A 20,624-nucleotide genomic window follows, 5' to 3' on the forward strand; every position below is an offset into this window, starting at 1 on the left:
CCGAAAGTCACTCGCTGCTGGGCGTCGGAGACGATTCCGGCTCGCCTGCGGGCGCGGTTTCGGGGGCGTCGCCGGTTTCGCCCTCCGGTTCGCTCTCGCTGATCTGCGCCGCCTCCGCCTCTTCGGTGAGGCCGGGAAGGGCGTCGCCGGCCTCGAGCGCGGCGATCATCCTGCCCGCGAACTCGGACGCGCCTCCGCCGTGAGGATTGTTGGTCAGGGGGCGCAGCACCGCGATGGCTTCGGCCGTCTCGTCGCGATCCGCCAGGGCGCTGGCGTAGCTGAAGCGCACGCCGGCCAGTTGCGGCGCCCTGTCGAGGGCCAGGCCCAGGGTCAGCATGTCGTTGTCATTGGGGAAGCCGGGTTGGCCCTGACGCAGTTCGATCAGCAGGGCCAGGGTCTGGTAGTCGTTGTCGCCGGCCGCATAGGCCCGCGCCAGATAGGCCCGCGCCTCGCGTTTCAGCGCCGTCTCCTGCGCCTCGTCCTCGGCATCGCGCGCCTGGCGCAACTTCTCCTGCGCCAGGAATTGCAAGGCTTCGACATGGTTGGGATCAATCTCGATCAGTCGAAGAAGGGCGCGTTCGCCTGCAGGCCGGTCGCCGAAATGCAGCCCCGCGTGGCCCGCCGCCAGCAGCGCCAGGGGATCGTCGCCATGGCGGGCGGCGATCCGCGCCACTTCCCGGCCCAGGGCTTCCCGATCGTCGTCCAGCACCCCGACCTTCAGCCTCTGATTGATCAGCAGCAGGTCGTTCGCCGACCTGGGCAGGCGGGTGACGGTCACCGGCGTCTCGGGGAACTGGCCGAAGATTTTCGTCGCCGCCAGCCGTTCGCGTGTGTAGCGGCGCAGGGCGGACCGCAACTCGTTCAGCGACATTCCCGTCGCGTCTTCCATCGCCTGCACGGGGTCGGCGCCGTCGGCGACGTCGTTCACATAGGCCTGCAACTGCCCGGCCCGGGTCGGATCGCTCATGAACCAGTGGGTCAGCAGCCAGGCGATGGGATAATAGGTGGCGCGCTGGCTGTTCGATCTGATCTCGCCGGGATGCGACCGCAGCAGGGTCTCCAGCGGAATCCAGTTCTCGTTCATGATCCAGTAGGCGCGGTTCTGGTTGAAGCCGCCCAGAACCACCTCGTTCTCCTCGATCTCGGCGGTCATGTAATATTCGGCAAACCCCTCCACGAACCAGGCGGGATAGGCGCCGGGCATGTTCCCCAGCATGAAATGGTGGGCATATTCGTGCAGCAGCACGTCGTCGCCGTCTATGTCGTCGCCGTTGCCGCGCCGGATGGCCACAGCGAAGATGTCCTCCTCCGTCGGGAAATAGACGCCGACGATGTTCGGCGCGGCTGTCGTCCGAACCTTTAGAAGTCCCGCCCGGTTGCCGACCAGATAGATGGGCAGTTTGCGCGGCGGTGTTTCGGACAGGGAGATGTTGGACCGAAACCGCATGACGCGATCGAACATCTCGAGCTTGCGGACATAGTCCCGTAGCGACCGTTCGCTGCCTTCGCTGTAGACGATGAAGCGTTCGCTCTCGGCGCGCAGCCAGTCTGCATGGGCCGCGGATGCGGTGGACATCAGGCCGAGGCCGGCCAATGCGCCGGCGACGCCGGCGCGCAAGTTCGAGAATTTCATAACCCCTCCACTGACCGCGACAGTCGCAGAGGTTGTGCTTGGCCGTAAAGCGGGATGTTGCGCCACCCTGCTGATTTCAATCGTTGGGGTGGGTTTGTCCCAGATCAAATAACCCCTCGTCAGACGGGGCTATTGGAGTCATTGTCGGGTCTGAGGAGACGATCAGGCCGTCAGAGCCCGACGCTCCCATCCCGGAAATTTCCGGGACCCATAGGGAAAGGAAAAGACGATGGCTGTGATCCATCCGGAAGACCGTATCGCCGGTCTCGAACGCGTGACGCCCGAACGCCCGCACAGGCTGCACCCCGCATTGGGACTGGCGATGGGCTTCGGCTTCATCTTCGCCGTCGCCACAGTGGTGCACGTCGCCTTCTCGGCCTTCTGACGGGCCGGCCCTGAGGCTAGGCCCCCGCGTGGTCTATGGCGGGGGTGGTGGCCATGTCCTGGGTGGCGGCGTCGGTCGCCAGCATGGGACGGCGCGCGCGTTTCAGTATGTCCTGGGCGACCCGGGCGGCGACGCCGGCGTGGGGCGAGTTGGCCAGTGATTCCAGCAGGGGCACGGCCTCGTCCGGTTTGCCCGCCTTGATCAGGGCCTCGCTGTAATCGATCCGCAGCGCCGCCACCTGGGGCGCCAGGTTGAAGGCCGACTGCAGGGTCCGCAGATCCTCTTCCTCGGGCGTCGCACCGCCCGACAGACGGGTGTGGGCCATCAGGTACAGCGTGTATGCGTCGTTCGGATTGGCGCGGCAGGCTTCGGCGAGATAGGTCCGGGCCTCATCCATGTGGACGTCGCGCTCGGCCGGCGTCTGGCGCGCCAGGTGCTCGGCCCGGTGGGCCATCAGCTGCAGGGCGTCGACATTGGCGGGGTCCTGGTTCAGCAGGGTCCGCAGAATCCGCTCTCCCTCGTCGCCATCGCCATATTCGATTTCGGTCCGGGCGCGCTGCAGCTGGACGAATGTGTCGTCGGGATAGAGGCGGGCCAGATCGCGGCTTTCGCTCAGGGCCTGGGCGCGCTCGGGGCGGGTCAGGTCGAACTTCAGGCGCTGGGCCAGCAGCAGGGCGTCCCCGGTGGAACGCGGCACGTCCGTCACCGTGACCTGGGCCGTGGGGAATTTGCCCTCGTAGCGGATCGTCTGCATCGGCTGGTTGAGATAGGCGCGCAGGGCCGCTTCCAGCTGGGGCATGGTCAGGCCGGTGGCGTCGGTCATGGCCTTGACCGGAGAGACGCCGCTCTTGACCGCCGCCATATAGGCGTCCCGCTTGGCGATGCCGTCAGGACTGTTCATCAGCCAGTGGGTCAGCAGCCAGGCGACCGGATAATAGCTGTCGCGGTCGGGACCCATCGGGGCGCTGTCCGGCGTGTTGGTCAGCAGGGTCTCCAGCGGAATCCAGCGCCCGCGTTTCAGCCGCGCCAGCCGCGCCGGATTGGCCGCGCCGATCTCGACCACGCGGTCGCTGATCCTGACGGTCATGAAATACTCGGCCAGCCCCTCGATCAGCCAGGCCGGACGGTTGCTGCCGTCACGGTTCTGGAAGGCGAAGTGGTGGTGGTATTCGTGGAAGATATAATCCTGGTCGGCGTTGCGCAGCGTGACCGCGAATATGCCTTCCAGGGTGGGGTAGTAGGCGCCGGCGTACATCCGGTCCAGATGCGGATTGATCGCCTCCAGTCCGGCGTTGTTGGCCACCAGATAGATCGGCAGCTTGTTCTTGGGCGGCGTGTTCAGCGGCAGGTGATTGCGATACCGCAGCATATAGTCGAAGGTTTCCAGCTGCTGGACGTAGCGGGTCAGGGCCGCGTTGGATCCGCCCTGGGAATAGACGACGAACGACTGGCTTTCAGCCCTTTTCCATTCCTGCGCCTGGGTCGCGCTCGCGCAGAACCAGGTCACGATCATGAACAGGACGGCGGCGATGCGAGTCATCATCGAAACCTCGGTCTTTACGCCACTAACTCTACGGTTGGGGCACGGATACACAGTCGCGCGACGGCGTCATTCCGTCGCCCGCTGCAGGCGAAAACTGAAACTGAAGGGGGGGGAGAACTAGGCGGCGAGGCGATTCCACACCGCGCGGTCGGCGGCGACGGCGTCGAGACGACGCCCCTTGTGATGGAGTTGTTTCATGACCGTGTCAGGCAGGGCGCAGAAGCGCGGCTCGACGAGATCGGGATTGCAGGCGGCGGCGGGGGCGGCGAACAGGGCCGCGTTGACGTCGGGGCTGCGCTCGGCGATCAGCCAGGCCAGGCGGCGCGCCCGGGCGGGATCGGTGCGGTGCAGCAGGGGATCTTCGGCGAACAGTTCGCAGCCCAGTTCCAGCACATAGTCGAAGCCCAGCTTCTCGAACCGGCGCGCGTCGGCGGCCGTGACCGGGCAGGCCTCGTCCAGGTCGAACACGACGTCGTTCAGGAGAAACAGCATGGGCGAAACGCTTCTGGCGAACCGGACGGGATGTCGTCCGTATCCCGACACTAACCGCCCGCGCTTGCAGTCCCGTTCACGGACGCGGTTAAGGCTTTCTGACCGGTCAAGCTGGGGAATCTACCAGAAATTCAAGGCGGGCTAGGGTCGAGCGCGACCATATGCCGTTGAAAACAGGCGCGGTTCACGCGGTGCGCCAGAAGGGCCCCGGGCCGGCGCCCGCCCCCCTTTCGGCTAGGGATGAATACGGGGTGGGGATTTCGGCGATTAATCAGACTGCCGCCGCCTAGACCAAAAGCGAAGGGGGTGACGCGACGTGACCCTTGCGGACCTCCTTGCGGTCGGCTTACGTCATCACGCATTGTTACAGGCCCGGCCTCTGCCGCCGGAGAAGAGGCCGCCATGACGTCCTATCAAGATCGCGCCGGACTGCAGGTCGCGACCGAACTCGCGGCCCTGATCGAGCAGGAGGTGCTGCCCGGTCTGGATCTGGACGCGGCCGCCTTCTGGAGCGGGACCGCCGACCTGTTCGCCCGGTTCGCGCCTGAGAACCGCGACCTGCTGGAGGTTCGCGACGCCCTGCAGATGCGGATCGACCACTGGCACGCCGCCCGCAGGGGCCAGCCCTACGACGTCGGCGCGTCGCAGGCCTTCCTGCGCGAGATCGGCTATCTGGTCGACGAACCGGCGCCCTTCGCCGTCGGCACGACCGGCGTGGACGCCGAGATCGCAACGATGGCCGGGCCGCAGCTGGTCGTGCCGATCCTGAACGCCCGCTTCCTGCTGAACGCCGCCAACGCCCGCTGGGGCAGCCTGTACGACGCCCTCTACGGCACGGATGCTCTGGGCGACCTGCCGGCCGGCGGCGGCTACGATCCCGAACGCGGCGCCCGCGTCGTGGCCCGCGCCAAGGCGTTTCTGGATCAGGCGGTCCCGCTGGCCCGGGGCTCCTGGGCCGATCTGACCGACATCGACGCCGTCGTGCTGCAGGAACCGACCCAATTCGTGGGGCGCACGGAAACCTCGCGCCTGTTCCGCCACAACGGCCTGCATATCGAGGTCATCGTCGACCGCGCCCATTCCATCGGCCGCTCCGACCCGGCGGGCATCGCCGATGTGGTTCTGGAATCGGCCCTGACCACCATCTGCGATCTGGAGGACTCGGTCGCCGCCGTCGACGCCGCCGACAAGGTCGTCGCCTATCGCAACTGGCTGGGCCTGATGAAGGGCGATCTGGTCGAGACCTTCGACAAGGGCGGCAAGACCCTGACCCGGCGCCTGAACCCGGACCGCGTCTTCACCGCCCCGGACGGATCGAGCCTGACCCTGAAGGGCCGTTCCCTGCTGTTCGTCCGCAACGTCGGCCATCTGATGACCACCCCCGCCGTGCGTCTGGCCGACGGCCGGGACGCGCCCGAAGGCGTCCTCGACGCGGTGGTCACCAGCCTGATCGCCCGGCACAAGGGGCTCAGCGGGCGCGGCAACAGCACGACCGGCTCGATCTATATCGTCAAGCCGAAGATGCACGGGCCGGACGAGTGCGGCTTCACCGACCGCCTGTTCGACGCGGTCGAGGATCTGCTGGCCCTGCCGCGCCATACGATCAAGGTCGGGGTCATGGACGAGGAGCGCCGCACCTCGGCCAATCTCGCCGCCTGCATCCAGGCGGTGAAGGACCGGATCGTCTTCATCAACACCGGCTTCCTGGACCGCACCGGCGACGAGATCCACACCGCCATGCAGGCCGGTCCGGTGGTGCGCAAGGCCGACATCAAGTCCAGCGCCTGGATCGCCGCCTACGAGGCGCGCAATGTCGCCATCGGTCTGGCCTGCGGCCTGTCCGGCAAGGCCCAGATCGGCAAGGGCATGTGGGCCGCGCCCGACCGGATGGCCGACATGCTGGAACAGAAGATCGGCCACCCCAAGACCGGCGCCAACACCGCCTGGGTGCCCAGCCCGACGGCGGCGACCCTGCACGCGCTGCATTATCACGCCGTCGACGTCTTCGCCGTCCGGGCCGAGGTCGCGACCCGGCCGACGCCGGGGCTGGAGGCCCTGCTGACCCCGCCGCTGGCCAATGGCGTGAACTGGTCCGAGGACGAGGTGACGGCCGAACTGGACAACAACGCCCAGGGCATCCTCGGCTATGTGGTCCGCTGGATCGACCAGGGCGTCGGCTGTTCCAAGGTGCCCGACATCCACGACATCGGCCTGATGGAGGACCGGGCGACGCTGCGGATCAGTTCGCAGCATATCGCCAACTGGCTGCTGCACGGGGTCTGTACGCCGGACCAGGTCGAGGCCGCCCTGCGGCGGATGGCGGCCAAGGTCGACGCCCAGAACGCCGGCGATCCCCTCTATCGGCCGATGGCGCCCGACCCCGACGCCAGCCTGGCCTATCAGGCCGCCCGCGCCCTGGTGTTCGAGGGCGTGGATCAGCCGAACGGCTATACCGAACCCCTGCTGCACGCCTTCCGGCTGAGGGTGAAGGCGCAAGGTTGAGATCGGTTGCTCTCGGGCGGGGCAAATGCGCTGCGCGACCCTTTGCCGGCGGTGCGGATGTCTAGTTCCGGGCTGGCGTCCCTTCGGGAGTGAGGGCAAACATTAGGGTCATGACAGCTAGCTTTGTGCGCCGCCTATTTGACCGCCTGGCCGGGCGCCGTGCCGTGGCGGCTAGATCTTGGATCTGCCCCACCTGTGGCGAGACCCACGATGATCTGCCGGCGGTAGTGGCATCTGCTCCGCTCGTCTGGGAGCAGGCCTCCGAGCAGGAGCGGGCAGAGGACTTCGACCTGACCACCGACACCTGCATCTGGAAAGACGAGCACTACTTCATTCGCGGTGTCCTGGAGGTGCCACTGACGGACCGTGACGGGGTGCTCAGCTTCGGCGTCTGGACAAGCCTCAGCCGCGATAGCTTCTTCCGTTACCTGCCGACCTTCGAGGAGGAGAACGAAGCTGACCGCATCGAGCTTCCGCCGATGTTCGGCTGGTTTGCCAACAGTCTGCCTGGTTATCCTGAAACCCTGAACCTCAAGTGTAGCGTACATGCTCGAACAGGCGGATTGAGGCCACTCATCGAACTGGAGCAGGTCGACCACCCGCTTTCGATCGCTCAACGGGCCGGTATCCCCTTCGGTCGGGCGGTCGAGTACGTTCACGCGCATTTGGGAATCTAGCGCGACGAAGGGGCCGCCGGGAGGCTGACTCTCCCGAACCGCCTTTAGCCGAGAACAGCCCCCGGTCCTTGGGCAGGTGGCCCCTAACCCCCCGTCCGACCCGGCGGCGGCCCCGGCGCGGGCTCCAGCGGCCCTTCCTCGTCCTCGGCCTTCATCAGATCCTCGGCGGCGTCGTTACTGGCAGCCGTCTGGCCCTGGGGGGCGGCCGGCGTCGGCTTGGTCCCCCGGCCATAGCCCAGCCGGCGCAGGGCGTCGTCGCCCTCCAGGCCGAAGGCGCTGCGGATCCGCAGGTCGGTCTGGGGGAAGGGCACCTCGATCCCGGCCCCGTCCAGGGCGTCGGCGATCAGCCAGGTATAGGCCGCGTGCATGGCCGCCGGCCGTTTGACCGCATCGCGCGTGGGCCAGACCAGAAGTTCGAACTCCAGCCCCTTGTCGCCGAACCCGACCAGCCAGACCTGGCTCTTCCTCGCCTCGGTCTCGGGCAGGGTGAAGGGGCTTGCCCGCGCCGCCGCCAGCACCGCGTCCCGCACCTGGCCCCGGTCCGACCCATAGGCCACGGCGAAGGGCACATGGATGCGCCGGGTGTCGCCGCGCAGGGTCCAGTTGGTCACCGGCTGTTCGATGAAGCGCGAGTTCGGCACCAGGACATTGACGTTATCGTTGGTCCTGACCCGCGTCGCCCGCGGCCCGATCTCCATGATGGCGCCGCGAATGCCGATGTCCTCGATCTCGATATAGTCCCCGACCGACACCATCCGGTCGAAGATCAGAAACAGGCCGGACACGAACTCCTTGACCACCCCCTGCAGGCCCAGACCCACGCCGATCCCCAGGGCGCCGGCGAAGACCGCCAGGGACGACAGGTTCACCCCCGCCGCCGACAGGGCCGACATCACCCCGATGACGATGATGGCGTAACCGGCCAGCCGCTCCAGCAGATAGACGGCTTGGCGGCTGCGATCCGCCCGTTCACGCACCCGGCGCAGGGCCCGGGTCACCAGCCAGCTGGCCGCGAAGGTCACGCCCAGGATCACCGCCGCGCTGACCAGTCCCCCGACCGTCAGGCTGGCGCCCGCCACGCGGATCACCTGCGACTGTTCGATCGCCTGCAGGCTCAGCTTCTCGACGGCGGTGGTCATGGGGCTCAAGCGCGCGTCATACGGTCAAGGTTCCCGCAGCAGGCTCTCGATCACCGTCATCGCCCGGCCCCGGATCAGCACCCGGTCGCCGGCCATCCGAGTCTGCAGATCGCCGCCCCGTCCGGGATAGGCCTGATGGAAGCGCAATTCCTCGCGGCCCTGCCTGTCGCTGAACAGGGGCGCCAGGATGCAATGGGCCGATCCGGTCGTCGGATCCTCGTCGATCCCGCAGCCGGGGGCGAAGAACCGGTCGACCACGTCGAAATCGGGATCATCGGATGCGGCGCAGACGATCACCTGACCCGGCTCGACCGAATGACCGACCAGGGCGGCGATGGCGCGGATGACGGGCTGCACCGTCCGCACCGCCGTCTCGTCGGCCAGGATGGCGACCAGATAGCGGGCGCTCCACACCTCGACCGGCTCCACGCCCAGAGCCTCAGTCAGGGCGGGCAGGGGCGCGATCCGGCGCGGCGGATCGGCGGGGAAGTCCATCTCGTAACCCTGATCCTGTCGCCGCACGATCAGTCGCCCGGATCGAGTGGAAAAGGTCAGAGCCTCGGCCTTGCCGCCCATTTCGGCGAACAGGGCGTGGGCGGCGGCCAGGGTGGCGTGACCGCACAGATCCACCTCGGTCGCCGGGGTGAACCAGCGCAGGTCGAAGGCGGCCGGATCGGCCGTGCGGCGCAGGAAGGCGGTCTCGGCCTGATTGTTCTCGCGCGCCAGAGCCTGCATCCAGTCGTCGGACGCCCAGGCCTCGACGGGGGCGACGACACAGGCGGGATTGCCAAGGAAGGGGCGGGCGGCGAAGGCGTCTATGGTCCACTGGCGCATCGGGACCATCTAGCCGATCCCGCCGCCGCCGTCAGTCCGAGATCCGCGTCAGCACCGCCGCCACCGGCAGGTCGGGCGAGGCGCTCAGCGCTCCCGTCATGGCCGAGGCCTTGACGCCGGGCTGGCCCTCCAGCCGGATGTCGATGGCGCGCCATTTGCCGCTCAGTCCGCCGCGCCCCTGTTTGCGGCGTTCGACCTGGATCTCGGCGACGATCCGGCGGCTGTCGCCGGTGCAGACCCCTTTGAAGGAATAGTCCGCATCTCCGCCGCGCAGCCGCCCGTCCTGCAGGGTCGCCACGCCCGAGCCCGAGCCGAAGGCGGTCTGGAAAACCACATGATACAGGCCGTCGGTCATCATCGGGGGCGGTCTCGTCTGCCGGAGCCCTGCGCCCCGACCTCGCCGCCAGATTCACCGCCCGCCGGGATTCGTCCACGCGCCCGCCGCGCCCGACCGGGCAAAACGCACCAAAGTTATAGATTCGCCCGCGATCCGCCCGACGGGGCGTGGCCCACCTCGTCCAACCCGAGCCATCGGGCCATCAGTTGCAGTTCCTCCCCCAGCCGCTCCGGCGTCGCCGCCGGCGCACCGGGCTCGAGATGAATGGCCAGCACCTTCAAGGTCCGGCTCGCCCGGTCCGCCTTCAGATCGACCCGCGCGACCAGGGCCCCGTCCATCAGGAAGGGCAGGACATAATAGCCGTGCACCCGCTTGTGGGCCGGGGTGTAGATCTCCAGTCTGTAGATGAAGCCGAACAGCCGCTCGGCCCGATCCCGGTTCCACACCAGCGGATCGAAGGGCGACAGCAGGGCCTGACCGGACAGCCGACGCCCCGCCCTGGCGTCCCGGTGCAGCCAGGCGGTCTGGCCCCAGCCCTGCACTTGAACGGGCGCGATCACGCCCGCCTCCACCAGATCCGGCAGGGCGGCGCGCACGTCCTGGGGCGACAGGCGGAAATAGTCGCGCAGGTCGGTCGCCGTGACCACGCCCAGGGCGCGGGCCGAGCGTTCGATCAGCAGGCGTTTGGCCTCCGCCGGCGTCGGCGTCGGGGTCTCGACCACGGCGCGGGGCAGGGCGCGTTCGGTCAGGTCATAGACCCGCTCGAAACTGCCGCGTCTGTGGGTGGCCGTGACCCGGCCCGACCAGAACAGCCATTCCATCGCCTTCTTGCCGTCGCTCCACGCCCACATCCCCTTGCGCGCGGGCCGTTCGCCCAGATCCGAAGCCGCCAGCGGCCCGTCCGTTCGGATCCGGTCGAGCAGGGCCTCGGCCTCGGCGCGTCGTTCGCCGGCGAAGGGGCTGACCCCACTCCAGACGCCGCGCCCCTGTTCCGCCTCGGCCATGCGCCAGCGCAGCAAGGGCTGGAGCGCGACAGGCAGCAGCGAGGCCTCGTGCGCCCAGTATTCGAACAGCTTGCGCGGGCGGCGCACGGTCTCGGCGTCCAGCAGATCCCGCCCATACGGCCCCAGCCGCGAATACAGGGGCATATAGTGGGCGCGCACCAGCACATTGACGCTGTCGACCTGCAGCAGGTTCAGCCGGTCGATCGCTCGGTGCAGGGCGGCGGCCCCGATCTCGGTTCGGTCCCGAAATCCGTTGAAGCCCTGGGCGGTCAGGGCGATGCGTCGGGCTTCGTTCGCGGACAGGGACAGCGTCATGCGGCGTTTGTCCACGAGACGGCGCCGGAAAGCAAAGAAGGCCGGCTGCGTTCGCAACCGGCCTTCAGGAAACTGGTGGAGCTTAGCGGAGTCGAACCGCTGACCTCTTGCATGCCATGCAAGCGCTCTACCAACTGAGCTAAAGCCCCGGACCTTGCGGTCTGGTTCGCCCGGTTCATCTTGCGATGGCCCCCGGCGAGGCGGCGGAACCTATGTCAGAGCTTTTTTGCAATCAAGCCCGTTTCGACATTTATTTTCGCATCGGTTCCGGAAGCGAAAAACAGCAGCGATTTCAAACCGAACGGTGGTCCGAGAAGGCTGTTTGCCTGCCGCGCTTCCTCTAGCGGGAAACGCGGCAGACGCAACAAAAAAGATCAGTCGTCGTCGCGCGACGGCTTGGCGATCTCGTCGTCGATCGAGTCATCGTCGTCGTCTTCGATGAACGGCACGGAGTCGTCATCGTCGTCGCCCAGGTCGTCGTCGCCGTCGGTCGAACCCATGCCGGCTTCTTCCGAAGCATCGGCGGGCGCGTCGTCGTCGTCGTCGTCCGGGGTCAGGATCGGCTCGTGGCCTTCCTCGTCGATTTCCGGAGCCCGGACTTCTTCGTCCTCGTCCTCGTCGGACTCGGCCTTCTTGTCCTTGACCTGGTCTTCCGTGTCCTCGTCGTCGGCCGGATAGCCGGGACGGACACGACGGCTGCGCAGCTTCATCGCCTCTTCAGGGTCGAAGTCGGTGCCGCATTTCGGGCAGTGGGCGGGACGGCGGTTCAGGTCGTAGAACTTCGCCTGACAGTTCGGGCAAACCTGCTTGGCGCCCAGTTCGGGATTGGCCACGTTAGGAACCTTACAACGGGTTGAATTCGGGGCGGTCCCTTGCCACCCCTAGGAGCCGCTGTCAAAAGCCATCTTTCGCGCCGCCCGCGCGGCCCTTTCGCGAACGCAGCCTGAAGCGGGTGAAAATGCCTTCCCAACTGACCTCCAGACGCTCGACCGCCCTTGCCGGAACCGTGCGCGCGCCGGGCGACAAATCCATGTCCCACCGGTCGATGATCCTGGGCGGCATGGCCTCGGGCGTGACCGAGGTCGAGGGGCTGCTGGAGGGCGACGACGTCCTGGCCACCGCCCGCGCGGTCGAGGCCTTCGGCGCCAGGGTCGAACGTCTGGGGGACGGCCAATGGCGTATCCAGGGCGCCGGCGGCTTCAAGACCCCCGTGTCCGTGATCGACTGCGGCAACGCCGGCACCGGGGTGCGTCTGCTGATGGGCGCCGCCGCCGGCTACGCCCTGACCGCGACCTTCGACGGGGACCAGTCGCTGCGGAAACGGCCGATGAGGCGCGTCACAGGCCCCCTGGCCGACATGGGCGCGGGCTTTGACTGGCAGGCGGCCGAGGATCGGCTGCCGGTGGCCCTGACCGGCGGGGCCCTGAAATCCATCGACTATGTGCAGACCGTCGCCTCGGCCCAGGTCAAGTCGGCCATACTGCTCGCCGGGCTGAACGCCGAGGGCGTCACCTCGGTGGTCGAGCCGGAAAGGAGCCGCGACCATACCGAACGCATGTTGCGCGCCTTCGGCGCCGAGGTCGGCGTCGAAGAGCAGGGCGAGGGCTGGAAGGTCACGCTGCGCGGCGGTCAGCCCCTGACCGGAACCTTCGTCGCCGTGCCCGGCGACCCGTCCTCCGCCGCCTTCCCTCTGGCGGCGGGTCTGGTGGTTCCCGGATCCGAGGTCACGGTCGAGGGCGTGATGCTGAACCCGCTCCGCACCGGCCTGTTCGACACCTGGATCGAGATGGGCGCCGACCTGACCATCTCGAACCGGCGCGAGGCCGGCGGCGAGGATGTCGGCGACATCACCGCCCGCCACTCGACGCTGAAGGGCGTGGTCGTGCCCGAGGACCGCGCCGCCTCGATGATCGACGAGTATCCGATCTTGGCCGCCACCGCCGCCTTTGCCGACGGCGTCACCGTCATGCGCGGCGTCGGCGAGATGCGGGTCAAGGAGAGCGACCGCATCGCCCTGATGGTCGCCGGCCTGCGCGCCTGCGGCGTTGCGGTGGAAGAAGAGCCGGAAGGTTTCATCGTCACCGGAGGCCCTGTCCCCGGCGGCGCGACGGTCCACACCGCCCACGATCACCGCATCGCCATGAGCCATCTGGTCCTGGGCCTGGCCGCCGAGGCCCCGGTCTCGGTCGACGAACCCGGCATGATCGCCACCAGCTTCCCCGGCTTCGTCGAGATGATGAACGGTCTGGGCGGGCGGGTCGCTTGACGAAGTGTCGCCTATGGACGACAATCGGGCCGTCAAGTTGGAGTTTGCTTCCGCATTCGACCGATGGCTGCTGAACCTTCGAGACCAGAGGGCCGCAGCCCGTATCACGACCCGTCTGGAGCGATTGTCGCGCGGAGTATCGAGATGAGTGAGGCGACGATCCCGTTCGATCCCGCGCGATATCTGAACTCGCCCGAAGCGGTCGAGGAGTATCTGATCGCCGCCTTCGAGGAGGCGGCCGAGTTCGGCGATCCGCGCCTGATCACCAACGCCCTGGGCGTCGTCGCCCGCACCAAGGGCATGACCCAGATGGCCCGTGACGCCGACCTGTCGCGCACCGCCCTCTATCGTGCCCTCAGCGAAGAGGGGCGGCCCGAGCTTTCGACCATATTCAAGGTGATGCAGGCCCTGGGCCTTCGTCTCGCCCCTGTCCGCGTGGATTCCGCCGCCTGATGCCTCTGATTATCGCTGTCGACGGCCCCGCTGCATCGGGCAAGGGCACCATCGCTGCGCGGCTGGCGCGGACCTATGGCCTGGCGCATCTGGACACCGGGCTTCTGTACCGCGCCGTGGGCGTCAAACTGCTGGAGGCCGGCCGGTCGCTGGACGACGAGGCGGCGGCGACCGAGGCCGCCCGGTCGCTGGACGCGACTGAGGTCTCCGAGGATCCGCGCCTGACCACAGGCGAGGCGGGCGAGGCCGCCAGCCGGATCGCCGGCTATCCCGGCGTGCGCGCTGCCCTGCTGGACCTGCAACAGAGCTTCGCGGCCCAGGCCGGGGGCGCGGTGCTGGACGGGCGCGACATCGGCACCGTCATCGCTCCCGAGGCCCAGGCGAAACTGTTCGTCACCGCCACGGCGGAGGTCCGAGCCGCCCGGCGCTGGAAACAGCTGACCGCGCGCGGGATCGACATCGCCTTCGACGACATGCTGGCCGACATCCAGCGTCGGGACGAGCGCGACGCCGGGCGCGGCGCGGCCCCGATGGTCCAGGCCGAAGACGCGGTCTTGCTGGACACGACCGACATGGGTATAGAGGCCGCCTTCGATGCGGCCCGCCGTATCGTCGAGGCGGCGCGCGCGAAACACGGTCTCTGACCCGTTTCGCAAATCCAACGCGTCCATCCTCGGCTTCCGCGGGCGTCCTGATCGTTCTGAACGACCTCGCATCCTGACGACCTGCCTATCCTTTTCTTCCACCTCGCGCGGGGCCGTTCGGTCGCGCGCCATAGCCCCTACAGGAAGCTTCCCAGCTCCATGACTGACACCCTCTCTCCCTCGCGCGACGATTTCGCCGCGCTGCTCGACGAACAGCTCCAGGGCCGCGACTTCGGCGAAGGCCAGGTCGTTCACGGCCGCGTCGTCGGCATCGAAAAAGACATCGTCATCATCGACGTCGGTCTGAAGACCGAAGGCCGCATCGCCATGCGCGAGTTCGGCCAAGGCGAAGACGGCGCCCTGCCCAAGGTCGGCGATAACGTCGAGGTTTACCTGGAGCGCGTCGAGAACGCCCTGGGCGAAGCCGTCATCAGCCGCGACAAGGCCCGTCGCGAAGAAGCCTGGACCCGTCTGGAAGTCGTGTTCGCCGAAGGCCAGCCGGTCAACGGCGCCATCGTCGGCCGCGTCAAGGGCGGCTTCACCGTCGACCTGGGCGGCGCCTCGGCCTTCCTGCCGGGCTCGCAAGTCGACATCCGTCCGGTCCGCGACGTCGGTCCGCTGATGGGCAAGGAACAGCCCTTCGCCATCCTCAAGATGGACCGTCCGCGCGGCAACATCGTCGTCTCGCGTCGCGCCATCCTGGAAGAAGCCCGCGCCGAACAGCGCACGGAGCTGGTCGGCCAGCTGCAAGAGGGTGAAGTCCGCGAAGGCGTCGTCAAGAACATCACCGACTACGGTGCGTTCGTCGACCTGGGCGGCATCGACGGCCTGCTGCACGTCACCGACATGTCGTGGAAGCGCGTCTCGCACCCGTCGCAGGTTCTCGCCGTCGGCGACACCGTCAAGGTCCAGATCGTCAAGATCAACCCGGACACCCAACGTATCTCGCTGGGCATGAAGCAACTGCAGTCGGACCCCTGGGACGGCGTGGAAGCCAAGTATCCGGTCGGCGCCAAGTACACGGGCCGCATCACCAACATCACCGACTACGGCGCCTTCGTGGAGCTGGAAGCCGGTGTCGAGGGCCTGGTGCACGTCTCGGAAATGTCCTGGACCAAGAAGAACGTCCACCCCGGCAAGATCGTCTCGACCTCGCAGGAAGTCGACGTCGTGGTTCTGGATGTCGACGCCTCCAAGCGCCGCATCTCGCTGGGCCTGAAGCAGGCTCAGGACAATCCGTGGGACGCCTTCGTCGCCAACAACCCGATCGGTTCGACCGTCGAGGGCGAAGTCAAGAACGCCACCGAGTTCGGCCTGTTCATCGGCCTGGACAACGACATCGACGGCATGGTCCACCTGTCCGACCTCGACTGGTCGGTGTCGGGTGAGGAAGCCATCCAGCGTTACCGCAAGGGCGAGATGGTCAAGGCCAAGGTCCTGGACGTCGACGTCGAGAAGGAACGCGTCTCGCTGGGCATCAAGCAGCTGGGCGGCGATCCGATCGGCGAGGGCGACACCTATCGCCGCGGCCAGCAGATCACCGTCACCGTCTCGTCGATCGAGACCGGCGGCATCGAGGTCAAGTTCGGTGAAGACGACGCGCCCGTCACGGCCTTCGTCCGCAAGTCGGACCTGTCGCGCGATCGCAACGAGCAACGTCCGGAACGCTTCGCCGTCGGCGACCGCGTCGACGCCATGATCACCGCCGTCGACAAGGCCTCGCGCCGCGTCTCGGTGTCGATCAAGGCGCTGGAAATGAAGGACGAGCAGGAAGCGATCGAACAGTTCGGCTCGTCCGACTCGGGCGCTTCGCTGGGCGACATCCTGGGCGCCGCGCTGAAGAACGCCGGCACCAAGGACTAAGCGTTTAGGCTGCGGAGCCTTCTGCGCTCCGCGGCCGCGCAAGGCGCCTCGCTCAAGCAGCGAAGCGCCGCGCGCTTCGCGATAGCGAAAAGGATTAAGGGCGGCGGGAGCGATCCCGCCGCCCTTTCTCTATCTGGCACACCGGAATGCACGGAGCCGGACATAAATCTTGCGAATGCCGCGCATCATTGGCGGATAAGGGCTTTTTCGTCCGCCGCGCGAAGGTTAGGGTGTCGCTTCTGGATCGACCTCGGGCGATGGCCCGTCGAACACGAGCTGGCAGGGGCCCTGATGATCAAGTCCGAACTGATCGAGAAGCTGGCGGCCGAGAACACGCACCTGACCCACGCTGAGGTGGAGCGGTTGGTGAACGTCATTCTCGGCAAGATGACCGGGGCGCTGTCCGAAGGCGGCCGGGTCGAGCTGCGCGGCTTCGGCGCCTTTTCCGTACGCTCGCGTCCGGCCCGGGTGGGCCGCAATCCGCGCACCGGCGAGACGGTCGAGGTTCCGGCCAAGGCCGTCCCCTTCTTCAAGAGCGGCAAGGAACTGCGTGAGCGCCTGAACGCTTCCGGAGACGCCTGAGCATTACACGCCGCCTAACCGCCGAGAGAATTAGAGAATGAGCCTGCTGTCCGAGTTCCGCGAATTCGCGGTCAAGGGAAACGTCGTCGATCTGGCGGTCGGCGTGATCATCGGGGCGGCCTTCAACGGCATTGTCAAAAGCCTGGTCGACCAGGTCGTCATGCCGCCGATCGGTCTGCTGACGGGCGGCATCGACTTCTCCGAGCTGGAATGGGTGCTGCGCCCCGAGAACCCGGCCACGGAAGAAATTGAGAAGGTCGCCATCCAGTACGGCGCCTTCGCCAATACGGTGATCCAATTCCTGATCGTGGCCTTCGTCGTCTTCATGGTGGTCAAGGGCATCAACAGCCTGCGTCGTCAGGAAGCCGCCAAGCCGGATCCGGCCCCCGCCGCCCCGACCGCGACCGAGGCCCTGCTGACCGAAATCCGTGACGAGTTGAAGGCGCGCCCCGGCGCCTGACGCCGTCGTCCGGATTTCGGGCCGACTGCGGTCGCCCGGGCTGCGCCTCGTCCAGACCCGGAACCTGATCTATTCTGCGGGAACGAACCGTGGTCCGGTCGTGAGGCCCGTTTGGGCTTGGCCGGCCTGGGACCGGATCGGCGCCCGCCAGGCGCGGGGCAGGGGCACGGCGCGGGCGCAGACCGCATAGTCGCCGTCGAACGGCGTCGGCGCCCAAGACTGGATCAGGGCGGGGTCGTCGACGATGGCGTGGCAATGACCCCAGCCGCCCTCTCGCCGGGCCTTGGGCGCCAAGGCCCCAAGCTGATCCAGAATGTCCGGCGTCGTCACCTGCAGCCGCACCTTGGCGGCGCCCAGGGCGCGGGCGTTGTCGATCAGCACCCCCGCCAGCGCCTCGATCGCCTCGGGCGCGCTCTTCAGCGCCACCAGATCGACGATGTCGAGGCAGGGCGGTTCGATCAGGCTGGTCTTGTTCATCATGGCCGTGGCCGCGCCCACCAGCCGCCCGTCACGCTCCAGCCCCAGCAGGACGGGGGCGAGCGTCTGGTCCGGATCCGACAGGCGCCAGTCCAGAATCTCCGGCCCGCGATCCGCCAGCAGCCGCCCTTCGCCGGCAAGCGCGCGCCAGAAGTCGGCATAGGCCGAGCCCTCGCCGACGTCGCGCAGCACCACGACGTTCGCCGGCAGGCTCAGTCGCCCGGGGCGGAACAGGCGCGGATTCATCAACCGCTCGCCCAGGCGTGTCGCCGCCTCGGCCGAGATGTGGCCCAGCAGTTTGCGCAACAGCCGCCCCTTCAGACAGGCCAGCCGATCGACCGCCCAGGACAGTTTCAGCGCGTGGGTCTCCACCGGTCCGGGCGACATCCCGAACAGCCGGTACAGGGGCGCCGACCGCGAATTGGCGTTCAGCGTATAGCGGGCGAACAGGCCCGACTGGGCCAGGAAGGCCTTGATCAGCGACCGGCTGGCGCCTTTCCGCGCCGGCGGCACGATAATGGAAAATCCGGTCGCTCCGTGCAGGACGCGATCGCCGTGGCGAAACCGCTGGATCAGATTGCCCAGCATGGCGGCCGGTTCGTCGTTCTGGTCGACGACCACCCAGCCGACCGGGGCGTCGATGTCCAGCCGGGCCGGATTCTGCTCCAGCCAGCGCCAACCCGCCTGAGACCGCTCGGGCCAGCCCACCTGTCGATGCAGGCGGTTCAAGGCGTCATAGTCGGATCCGCGTATCGGCCGCACGGGCATCGGCGCTCATTCCCATACTCAACCGGCCCATATTGGAACCGGGGCTACTGCTCGAAGGCGTGACACGCAGGAACCGCGCCGGAATTCACCTTCCGTTAGGCCTGTTTTTGATGGGCGAGCCCCCGCGACGTCCGGTCACGGAGCGTTAGCGCTTGTAAACGAAGGGGCCCGGTGGTCTTTTCTGCGCTTCGCCAAGGGGGCGGGGAGGCGACATGGTCGGCTCCCTTCAATGCGACCGAGGGCCCGCAGCGGCTCCGTATCAAAGGTTAGGCATGAACATCGTCGTTCTCGTGGGGGTGCTTATAACCCTCGCCACGGGCATTCCCGTGCTTCTTCAAATTCTCAAGAACCACCCGCGTGGTCTGATCATCTGCTTCTTCGCCGAGATGTGGGAACGGTTCTCCTACTACGGCATGCGCGGCCTGCTGATCTTCTATCTGACCCAGCACTTCCTGTTCAGCGACAGCGCGGCCGGTTCGATCTACGGCTCCTACACCTCGCTGGTCTATCTGCTGCCCCTGATCGGCGGCATCCTGGCCGACCGCTTCATCGGCACGCGCAAGGCCATCGCCTTCGGCGCCGTCCTGCTGGTCGCCGGTCACGGCATGATGGCCTACGAGGGCCGCGACACCACCCAGACTCTGACCTACGCCAGCCAGACCTATCAGGTCGCCACCGAGGGCCGCGGCTCCAGCGGCGTCAGCGGCATCGTGGTCGACGGCCAGTCCTACGCCTACGCCCCCGCCGAGGGCGGCGGCCTGGCCATCGAGGGCCTGCCCGCGACCTCGGCCCTGCCGGCCGTCCTGCCCGCCGGTTCGTACGAACTGGAAGCCCAGCGCGATCCGGTCGGCGAGAACGTCTTCTTCCTGGCCATCTCCCTGATCATCATGGGCGTCGGCTTCCTGAAGCCGAACATCTCGACCCTGGTGGGCCAGCTCTATCCGCAGGGCGATCCGCGTCGGGATTCGGGCTTCACCCTCTACTACTACGGCATCAACCTCGGCTCGTTCTGGGCCGCCGTTCTCTGCGGGCTGCTGGGTCAGACGGTCGGCTGGTGGGCGGGCTTCGGCCTGGCCGGCGTCGGCATGCTGGCGGGTCTGATCGTCTTCGTCCTGGGCAAGCCCCTGCTGCAGGGCAAGGGCGAGCCCCCCGCGACCGGCAAGCTCAAGACCAAACTGCTGGGTCCGATCAGCCGCGAATACTCGATCTATCTGTTCGGCCTGCTGGGCGTGGTCCCGGTCTGGTTCCTGGTCCAGCGCAACGCCCTGGTCGGCACCGTGCTGGGCATCTCGACCGTGCTGTCCCTGGCCTTTATCGGCTATGTGATGGTGGCGATCTGCAAGACCTGGGCGCAGCGTCAGCGGATGATGCTGGCCGTGGTCCTGATCTTCGGCTCGGTGCTGTTCTTCACCCTGTTCGAACAGGCCGGCACCTCGCTGAACCTGTTCGCCGACCGTAACGTCGACCTGAACCTGCTGTCGGCCGCCGTTCAGTTCGGTCCCTTCACCTTCGGCACCCCGGCTCAGGTGGCCGCCGCCGGCCTGGTCGGCCAGGGCCTGTTCATCGACACCACGATGACGGCCTCGCAGACCCAGTCGTTCAACGCCGGCTTCATCCTGATCTTCGCGCCGATCTTCGCCGCCCTGTGGGTCAAGCTGGGCAAGGCCAAGCGTGACCCGGACCCGACCTTCAAGTTCGGCCTCGGCCTGCTGCAGGTCGGCCTGGGCTTCATGGTCGTGGTGTGGGGCGCCGGCCTGACCAACTCGGCCTTCCAGATGCCCATCGTGCTTCTGGCCCTGCTCTATATGTTCCACACGACGGGCGAGCTGTTCCTGTCGCCTGTGGGTCTGTCGGAGATCACCAAACTGTCGATGGCCCAGGTGGTCAGCTTCATGATGGCGGTCTGGTTCCTGGCCTCGTCCATCGCCCAGTATGTCGGCGGCTGGATCGCCGGCCTGGCGGGCACGGAAACCGTCGGCGGCGAGGTTCTGAACCCCGCCCTGGCGCTGCAGACCTCGCTCGACGTGTTCGAGAAACTGGGTTGGGGCGGCATGATCGCCGGCGTCCTGTTCCTGATCGCCAGCTTCTTCATCAAGGGCTGGTCCAACGGGATCAACGACGGCGACAACCACCCCGGACCCGATCTGACCGATCGTGGTCAGGAAGACGGCAACATCGCCGCGCCGCGGACCTCCACCGTCGGCTGATCCTTCAGGATCGAAACGAAAGAAGCCCCGGCGGAGCGATACG

General features: G+C 67.4%; 19 protein-coding genes and 1 tRNA gene. 10 read left to right on the top strand and 10 right to left on the bottom strand.

What is annotated here, in order from left to right:
- Nucleotides 1-7: 7 nt before the first annotated feature.
- Complete coding sequence (locus tag ACIQ1T_RS10115; RefSeq protein ID WP_395944420.1) at nucleotides 8-1,633, bottom strand: hypothetical protein; 1,626 nt, start codon at nucleotides 1,631-1,633, stop codon at nucleotides 8-10.
- A gap of 229 nt (nucleotides 1,634-1,862) precedes the next feature.
- Between ACIQ1T_RS10115 and ACIQ1T_RS10120 the strand changes: the two genes are divergently transcribed.
- Nucleotides 1,863-2,018, top strand: a complete 156-nt coding sequence (locus ACIQ1T_RS10120; RefSeq protein WP_395944421.1) for a hypothetical protein — start codon at nucleotides 1,863-1,865, stop codon at nucleotides 2,016-2,018.
- 16 nt (nucleotides 2,019-2,034) lie between these two features.
- On the opposite strand, the gene ACIQ1T_RS10125 is transcribed toward ACIQ1T_RS10120, so the two are convergent.
- Both ACIQ1T_RS10125 and ACIQ1T_RS10130 read right to left on the bottom strand, forming a co-directional pair.
- The gene (locus ACIQ1T_RS10125; RefSeq protein ID WP_395944422.1) at nucleotides 2,035-3,561 is read right to left on the bottom strand and encodes a hypothetical protein; all 1,527 of its coding nucleotides are present in this window, start codon (nucleotides 3,559-3,561) and stop codon (nucleotides 2,035-2,037) included.
- A gap of 117 nt (nucleotides 3,562-3,678) precedes the next feature.
- The gene (locus ACIQ1T_RS10130; RefSeq protein WP_395944423.1) at nucleotides 3,679-4,053 is read right to left on the bottom strand and encodes a hypothetical protein; all 375 of its coding nucleotides are present in this window, start codon (nucleotides 4,051-4,053) and stop codon (nucleotides 3,679-3,681) included.
- A 402-nt stretch (nucleotides 4,054-4,455) separates the two neighbouring features.
- Between ACIQ1T_RS10130 and ACIQ1T_RS10135 the strand changes: the two genes are divergently transcribed.
- Nucleotides 4,456-6,555 (top strand): malate synthase G, encoded by a 2,100-nt coding sequence (locus ACIQ1T_RS10135; protein WP_395944424.1) that lies wholly within the window; start codon nucleotides 4,456-4,458, stop codon nucleotides 6,553-6,555.
- A 110-nt stretch (nucleotides 6,556-6,665) separates the two neighbouring features.
- A complete protein-coding gene (locus tag ACIQ1T_RS10140; protein ID WP_395944425.1) occupies nucleotides 6,666-7,232 on the top strand; it encodes a DUF2199 domain-containing protein in 567 nt (188 codons plus the stop codon).
- Between the two features lie 83 nt (nucleotides 7,233-7,315).
- Here ACIQ1T_RS10140 and ACIQ1T_RS10145 read toward each other — a convergent pair whose 3' ends face one another.
- The 6 genes from ACIQ1T_RS10145 to ACIQ1T_RS10170 all read right to left on the bottom strand — a co-directional run bounded on the left by ACIQ1T_RS10145 (nucleotide 7,316) and on the right by ACIQ1T_RS10170 (nucleotide 11,694).
- Nucleotides 7,316-8,371, bottom strand: a complete 1,056-nt coding sequence (locus tag ACIQ1T_RS10145; RefSeq protein WP_395944426.1) for a mechanosensitive ion channel family protein — start codon at nucleotides 8,369-8,371, stop codon at nucleotides 7,316-7,318.
- Between the two features lie 24 nt (nucleotides 8,372-8,395).
- Nucleotides 8,396-9,205 carry a PhzF family phenazine biosynthesis protein gene (locus tag ACIQ1T_RS10150; RefSeq protein WP_395944460.1) on the bottom strand — a complete coding sequence of 270 codons (810 nt, stop codon included), beginning with the start codon at nucleotides 9,203-9,205 and terminating at the stop codon, nucleotides 8,396-8,398.
- A 31-nt stretch (nucleotides 9,206-9,236) separates the two neighbouring features.
- Nucleotides 9,237-9,563 (bottom strand): hypothetical protein, encoded by a 327-nt coding sequence (locus ACIQ1T_RS10155; RefSeq protein WP_395944427.1) that lies wholly within the window; start codon nucleotides 9,561-9,563, stop codon nucleotides 9,237-9,239.
- A gap of 113 nt (nucleotides 9,564-9,676) precedes the next feature.
- Nucleotides 9,677-10,861, bottom strand: a complete 1,185-nt coding sequence (locus tag ACIQ1T_RS10160; protein WP_395944428.1) for a winged helix-turn-helix domain-containing protein — start codon at nucleotides 10,859-10,861, stop codon at nucleotides 9,677-9,679.
- 73 nt (nucleotides 10,862-10,934) lie between these two features.
- Nucleotides 10,935-11,010, bottom strand: a tRNA-Ala gene (locus ACIQ1T_RS10165).
- Nucleotides 11,011-11,235: 225 nt separating this feature from the next.
- Nucleotides 11,236-11,694, bottom strand: coding sequence for a TIGR02300 family protein (locus ACIQ1T_RS10170; RefSeq protein ID WP_395944429.1), 459 nt, complete (start codon nucleotides 11,692-11,694; stop codon nucleotides 11,236-11,238).
- Nucleotides 11,695-11,819: 125 nt separating this feature from the next.
- On the opposite strand from ACIQ1T_RS10170, the gene aroA reads away from it, so the two are divergent.
- The 6 genes from aroA (at nucleotide 11,820) to mscL (ending at nucleotide 17,129) form a co-directional block, all read left to right on the top strand.
- A complete protein-coding gene (gene aroA, locus ACIQ1T_RS10175) occupies nucleotides 11,820-13,127 on the top strand; it encodes a 3-phosphoshikimate 1-carboxyvinyltransferase (protein WP_395944430.1) in 1,308 nt (435 codons plus the stop codon).
- A 144-nt stretch (nucleotides 13,128-13,271) separates the two neighbouring features.
- Nucleotides 13,272-13,580 carry an addiction module antidote protein gene (locus tag ACIQ1T_RS10180; protein WP_395944431.1) on the top strand — a complete coding sequence of 103 codons (309 nt, stop codon included), beginning with the start codon at nucleotides 13,272-13,274 and terminating at the stop codon, nucleotides 13,578-13,580.
- Nucleotides 13,580-14,224 carry a (d)CMP kinase gene (gene cmk, locus ACIQ1T_RS10185; RefSeq protein WP_395944432.1) on the top strand — a complete coding sequence of 215 codons (645 nt, stop codon included), beginning with the start codon at nucleotides 13,580-13,582 and terminating at the stop codon, nucleotides 14,222-14,224. The genes ACIQ1T_RS10180 and cmk overlap by 1 nt, the downstream gene beginning before the upstream one ends.
- A 159-nt stretch (nucleotides 14,225-14,383) precedes the next feature.
- Nucleotides 14,384-16,087 (top strand): 30S ribosomal protein S1, encoded by a 1,704-nt coding sequence (gene rpsA, locus ACIQ1T_RS10190; RefSeq protein WP_395944433.1) that lies wholly within the window; start codon nucleotides 14,384-14,386, stop codon nucleotides 16,085-16,087.
- A gap of 291 nt (nucleotides 16,088-16,378) precedes the next feature.
- Entirely contained in the window at nucleotides 16,379-16,669 is a 291-nt protein-coding gene (locus tag ACIQ1T_RS10195; protein WP_395944434.1) for an integration host factor subunit beta, read from the top strand.
- 37 nt (nucleotides 16,670-16,706) lie between these two features.
- Nucleotides 16,707-17,129: a large-conductance mechanosensitive channel protein MscL gene (mscL, locus tag ACIQ1T_RS10200; protein ID WP_395944435.1), complete on the top strand. Its 423-nt coding sequence runs from the start codon at nucleotides 16,707-16,709 to the stop codon at nucleotides 17,127-17,129.
- Between the two features lie 69 nt (nucleotides 17,130-17,198).
- Here mscL and ACIQ1T_RS10205 read toward each other — a convergent pair whose 3' ends face one another.
- Complete coding sequence (locus ACIQ1T_RS10205; RefSeq protein WP_395944436.1) at nucleotides 17,199-18,374, bottom strand: N-acetyltransferase; 1,176 nt, start codon at nucleotides 18,372-18,374, stop codon at nucleotides 17,199-17,201.
- Nucleotides 18,375-18,646: 272 nt separating this feature from the next.
- Between ACIQ1T_RS10205 and ACIQ1T_RS10210 the strand changes: the two genes are divergently transcribed.
- Complete coding sequence (locus ACIQ1T_RS10210) at nucleotides 18,647-20,581, top strand: peptide MFS transporter (RefSeq protein WP_395944437.1); 1,935 nt, start codon at nucleotides 18,647-18,649, stop codon at nucleotides 20,579-20,581.
- The last annotated feature ends 43 nt before the right edge of the window (nucleotides 20,582-20,624 follow it).

It is taken from the genome of Brevundimonas sp., assembly GCF_044336875.1.
Taxonomy (GTDB): Bacteria; Pseudomonadota; Alphaproteobacteria; order Caulobacterales; family Caulobacteraceae; genus Brevundimonas.

What these genes read in the sequence shown, in the direction of transcription:
- ACIQ1T_RS10195 (WP_395944434.1), top strand. Translation starts at nt 16,379, where the DNA reads ATGATCAAGTCCGAACTGATCGAGAAGCTGGCGGCCGAGAACACGCAC.
- ACIQ1T_RS10155 (WP_395944427.1), bottom strand. Translation starts at nt 9,563, where the DNA reads ATGATGACCGACGGCCTGTATCATGTGGTTTTCCAGACCGCCTTCGGC.
- ACIQ1T_RS10135 (WP_395944424.1), top strand. Translation starts at nt 4,456, where the DNA reads ATGACGTCCTATCAAGATCGCGCCGGACTGCAGGTCGCGACCGAACTC.
- ACIQ1T_RS10125 (WP_395944422.1), bottom strand. Translation starts at nt 3,561, where the DNA reads ATGATGACTCGCATCGCCGCCGTCCTGTTCATGATCGTGACCTGGTTC.
- rpsA (WP_395944433.1), top strand. Translation starts at nt 14,384, where the DNA reads ATGACTGACACCCTCTCTCCCTCGCGCGACGATTTCGCCGCGCTGCTC.
- ACIQ1T_RS10115 (WP_395944420.1), bottom strand. Translation starts at nt 1,633, where the DNA reads ATGAAATTCTCGAACTTGCGCGCCGGCGTCGCCGGCGCATTGGCCGGC.
- ACIQ1T_RS10145 (WP_395944426.1), bottom strand. Translation starts at nt 8,371, where the DNA reads ATGACCACCGCCGTCGAGAAGCTGAGCCTGCAGGCGATCGAACAGTCG.
- ACIQ1T_RS10180 (WP_395944431.1), top strand. Translation starts at nt 13,272, where the DNA reads ATGAGTGAGGCGACGATCCCGTTCGATCCCGCGCGATATCTGAACTCG.
- ACIQ1T_RS10120 (WP_395944421.1), top strand. Translation starts at nt 1,863, where the DNA reads ATGGCTGTGATCCATCCGGAAGACCGTATCGCCGGTCTCGAACGCGTG.
- ACIQ1T_RS10140 (WP_395944425.1), top strand. Translation starts at nt 6,666, where the DNA reads ATGACAGCTAGCTTTGTGCGCCGCCTATTTGACCGCCTGGCCGGGCGC.
- aroA (WP_395944430.1), top strand. Translation starts at nt 11,820, where the DNA reads ATGCCTTCCCAACTGACCTCCAGACGCTCGACCGCCCTTGCCGGAACC.
- mscL (WP_395944435.1), top strand. Translation starts at nt 16,707, where the DNA reads ATGAGCCTGCTGTCCGAGTTCCGCGAATTCGCGGTCAAGGGAAACGTC.
- ACIQ1T_RS10130 (WP_395944423.1), bottom strand. Translation starts at nt 4,053, where the DNA reads ATGCTGTTTCTCCTGAACGACGTCGTGTTCGACCTGGACGAGGCCTGC.
- cmk (WP_395944432.1), top strand. Translation starts at nt 13,580, where the DNA reads ATGCCTCTGATTATCGCTGTCGACGGCCCCGCTGCATCGGGCAAGGGC.
- ACIQ1T_RS10205 (WP_395944436.1), bottom strand. Translation starts at nt 18,374, where the DNA reads ATGCCCGTGCGGCCGATACGCGGATCCGACTATGACGCCTTGAACCGC.
- ACIQ1T_RS10160 (WP_395944428.1), bottom strand. Translation starts at nt 10,861, where the DNA reads ATGACGCTGTCCCTGTCCGCGAACGAAGCCCGACGCATCGCCCTGACC.
- ACIQ1T_RS10210 (WP_395944437.1), top strand. Translation starts at nt 18,647, where the DNA reads ATGAACATCGTCGTTCTCGTGGGGGTGCTTATAACCCTCGCCACGGGC.
- ACIQ1T_RS10150 (WP_395944460.1), bottom strand. Translation starts at nt 9,205, where the DNA reads ATGCGCCAGTGGACCATAGACGCCTTCGCCGCCCGCCCCTTCCTTGGC.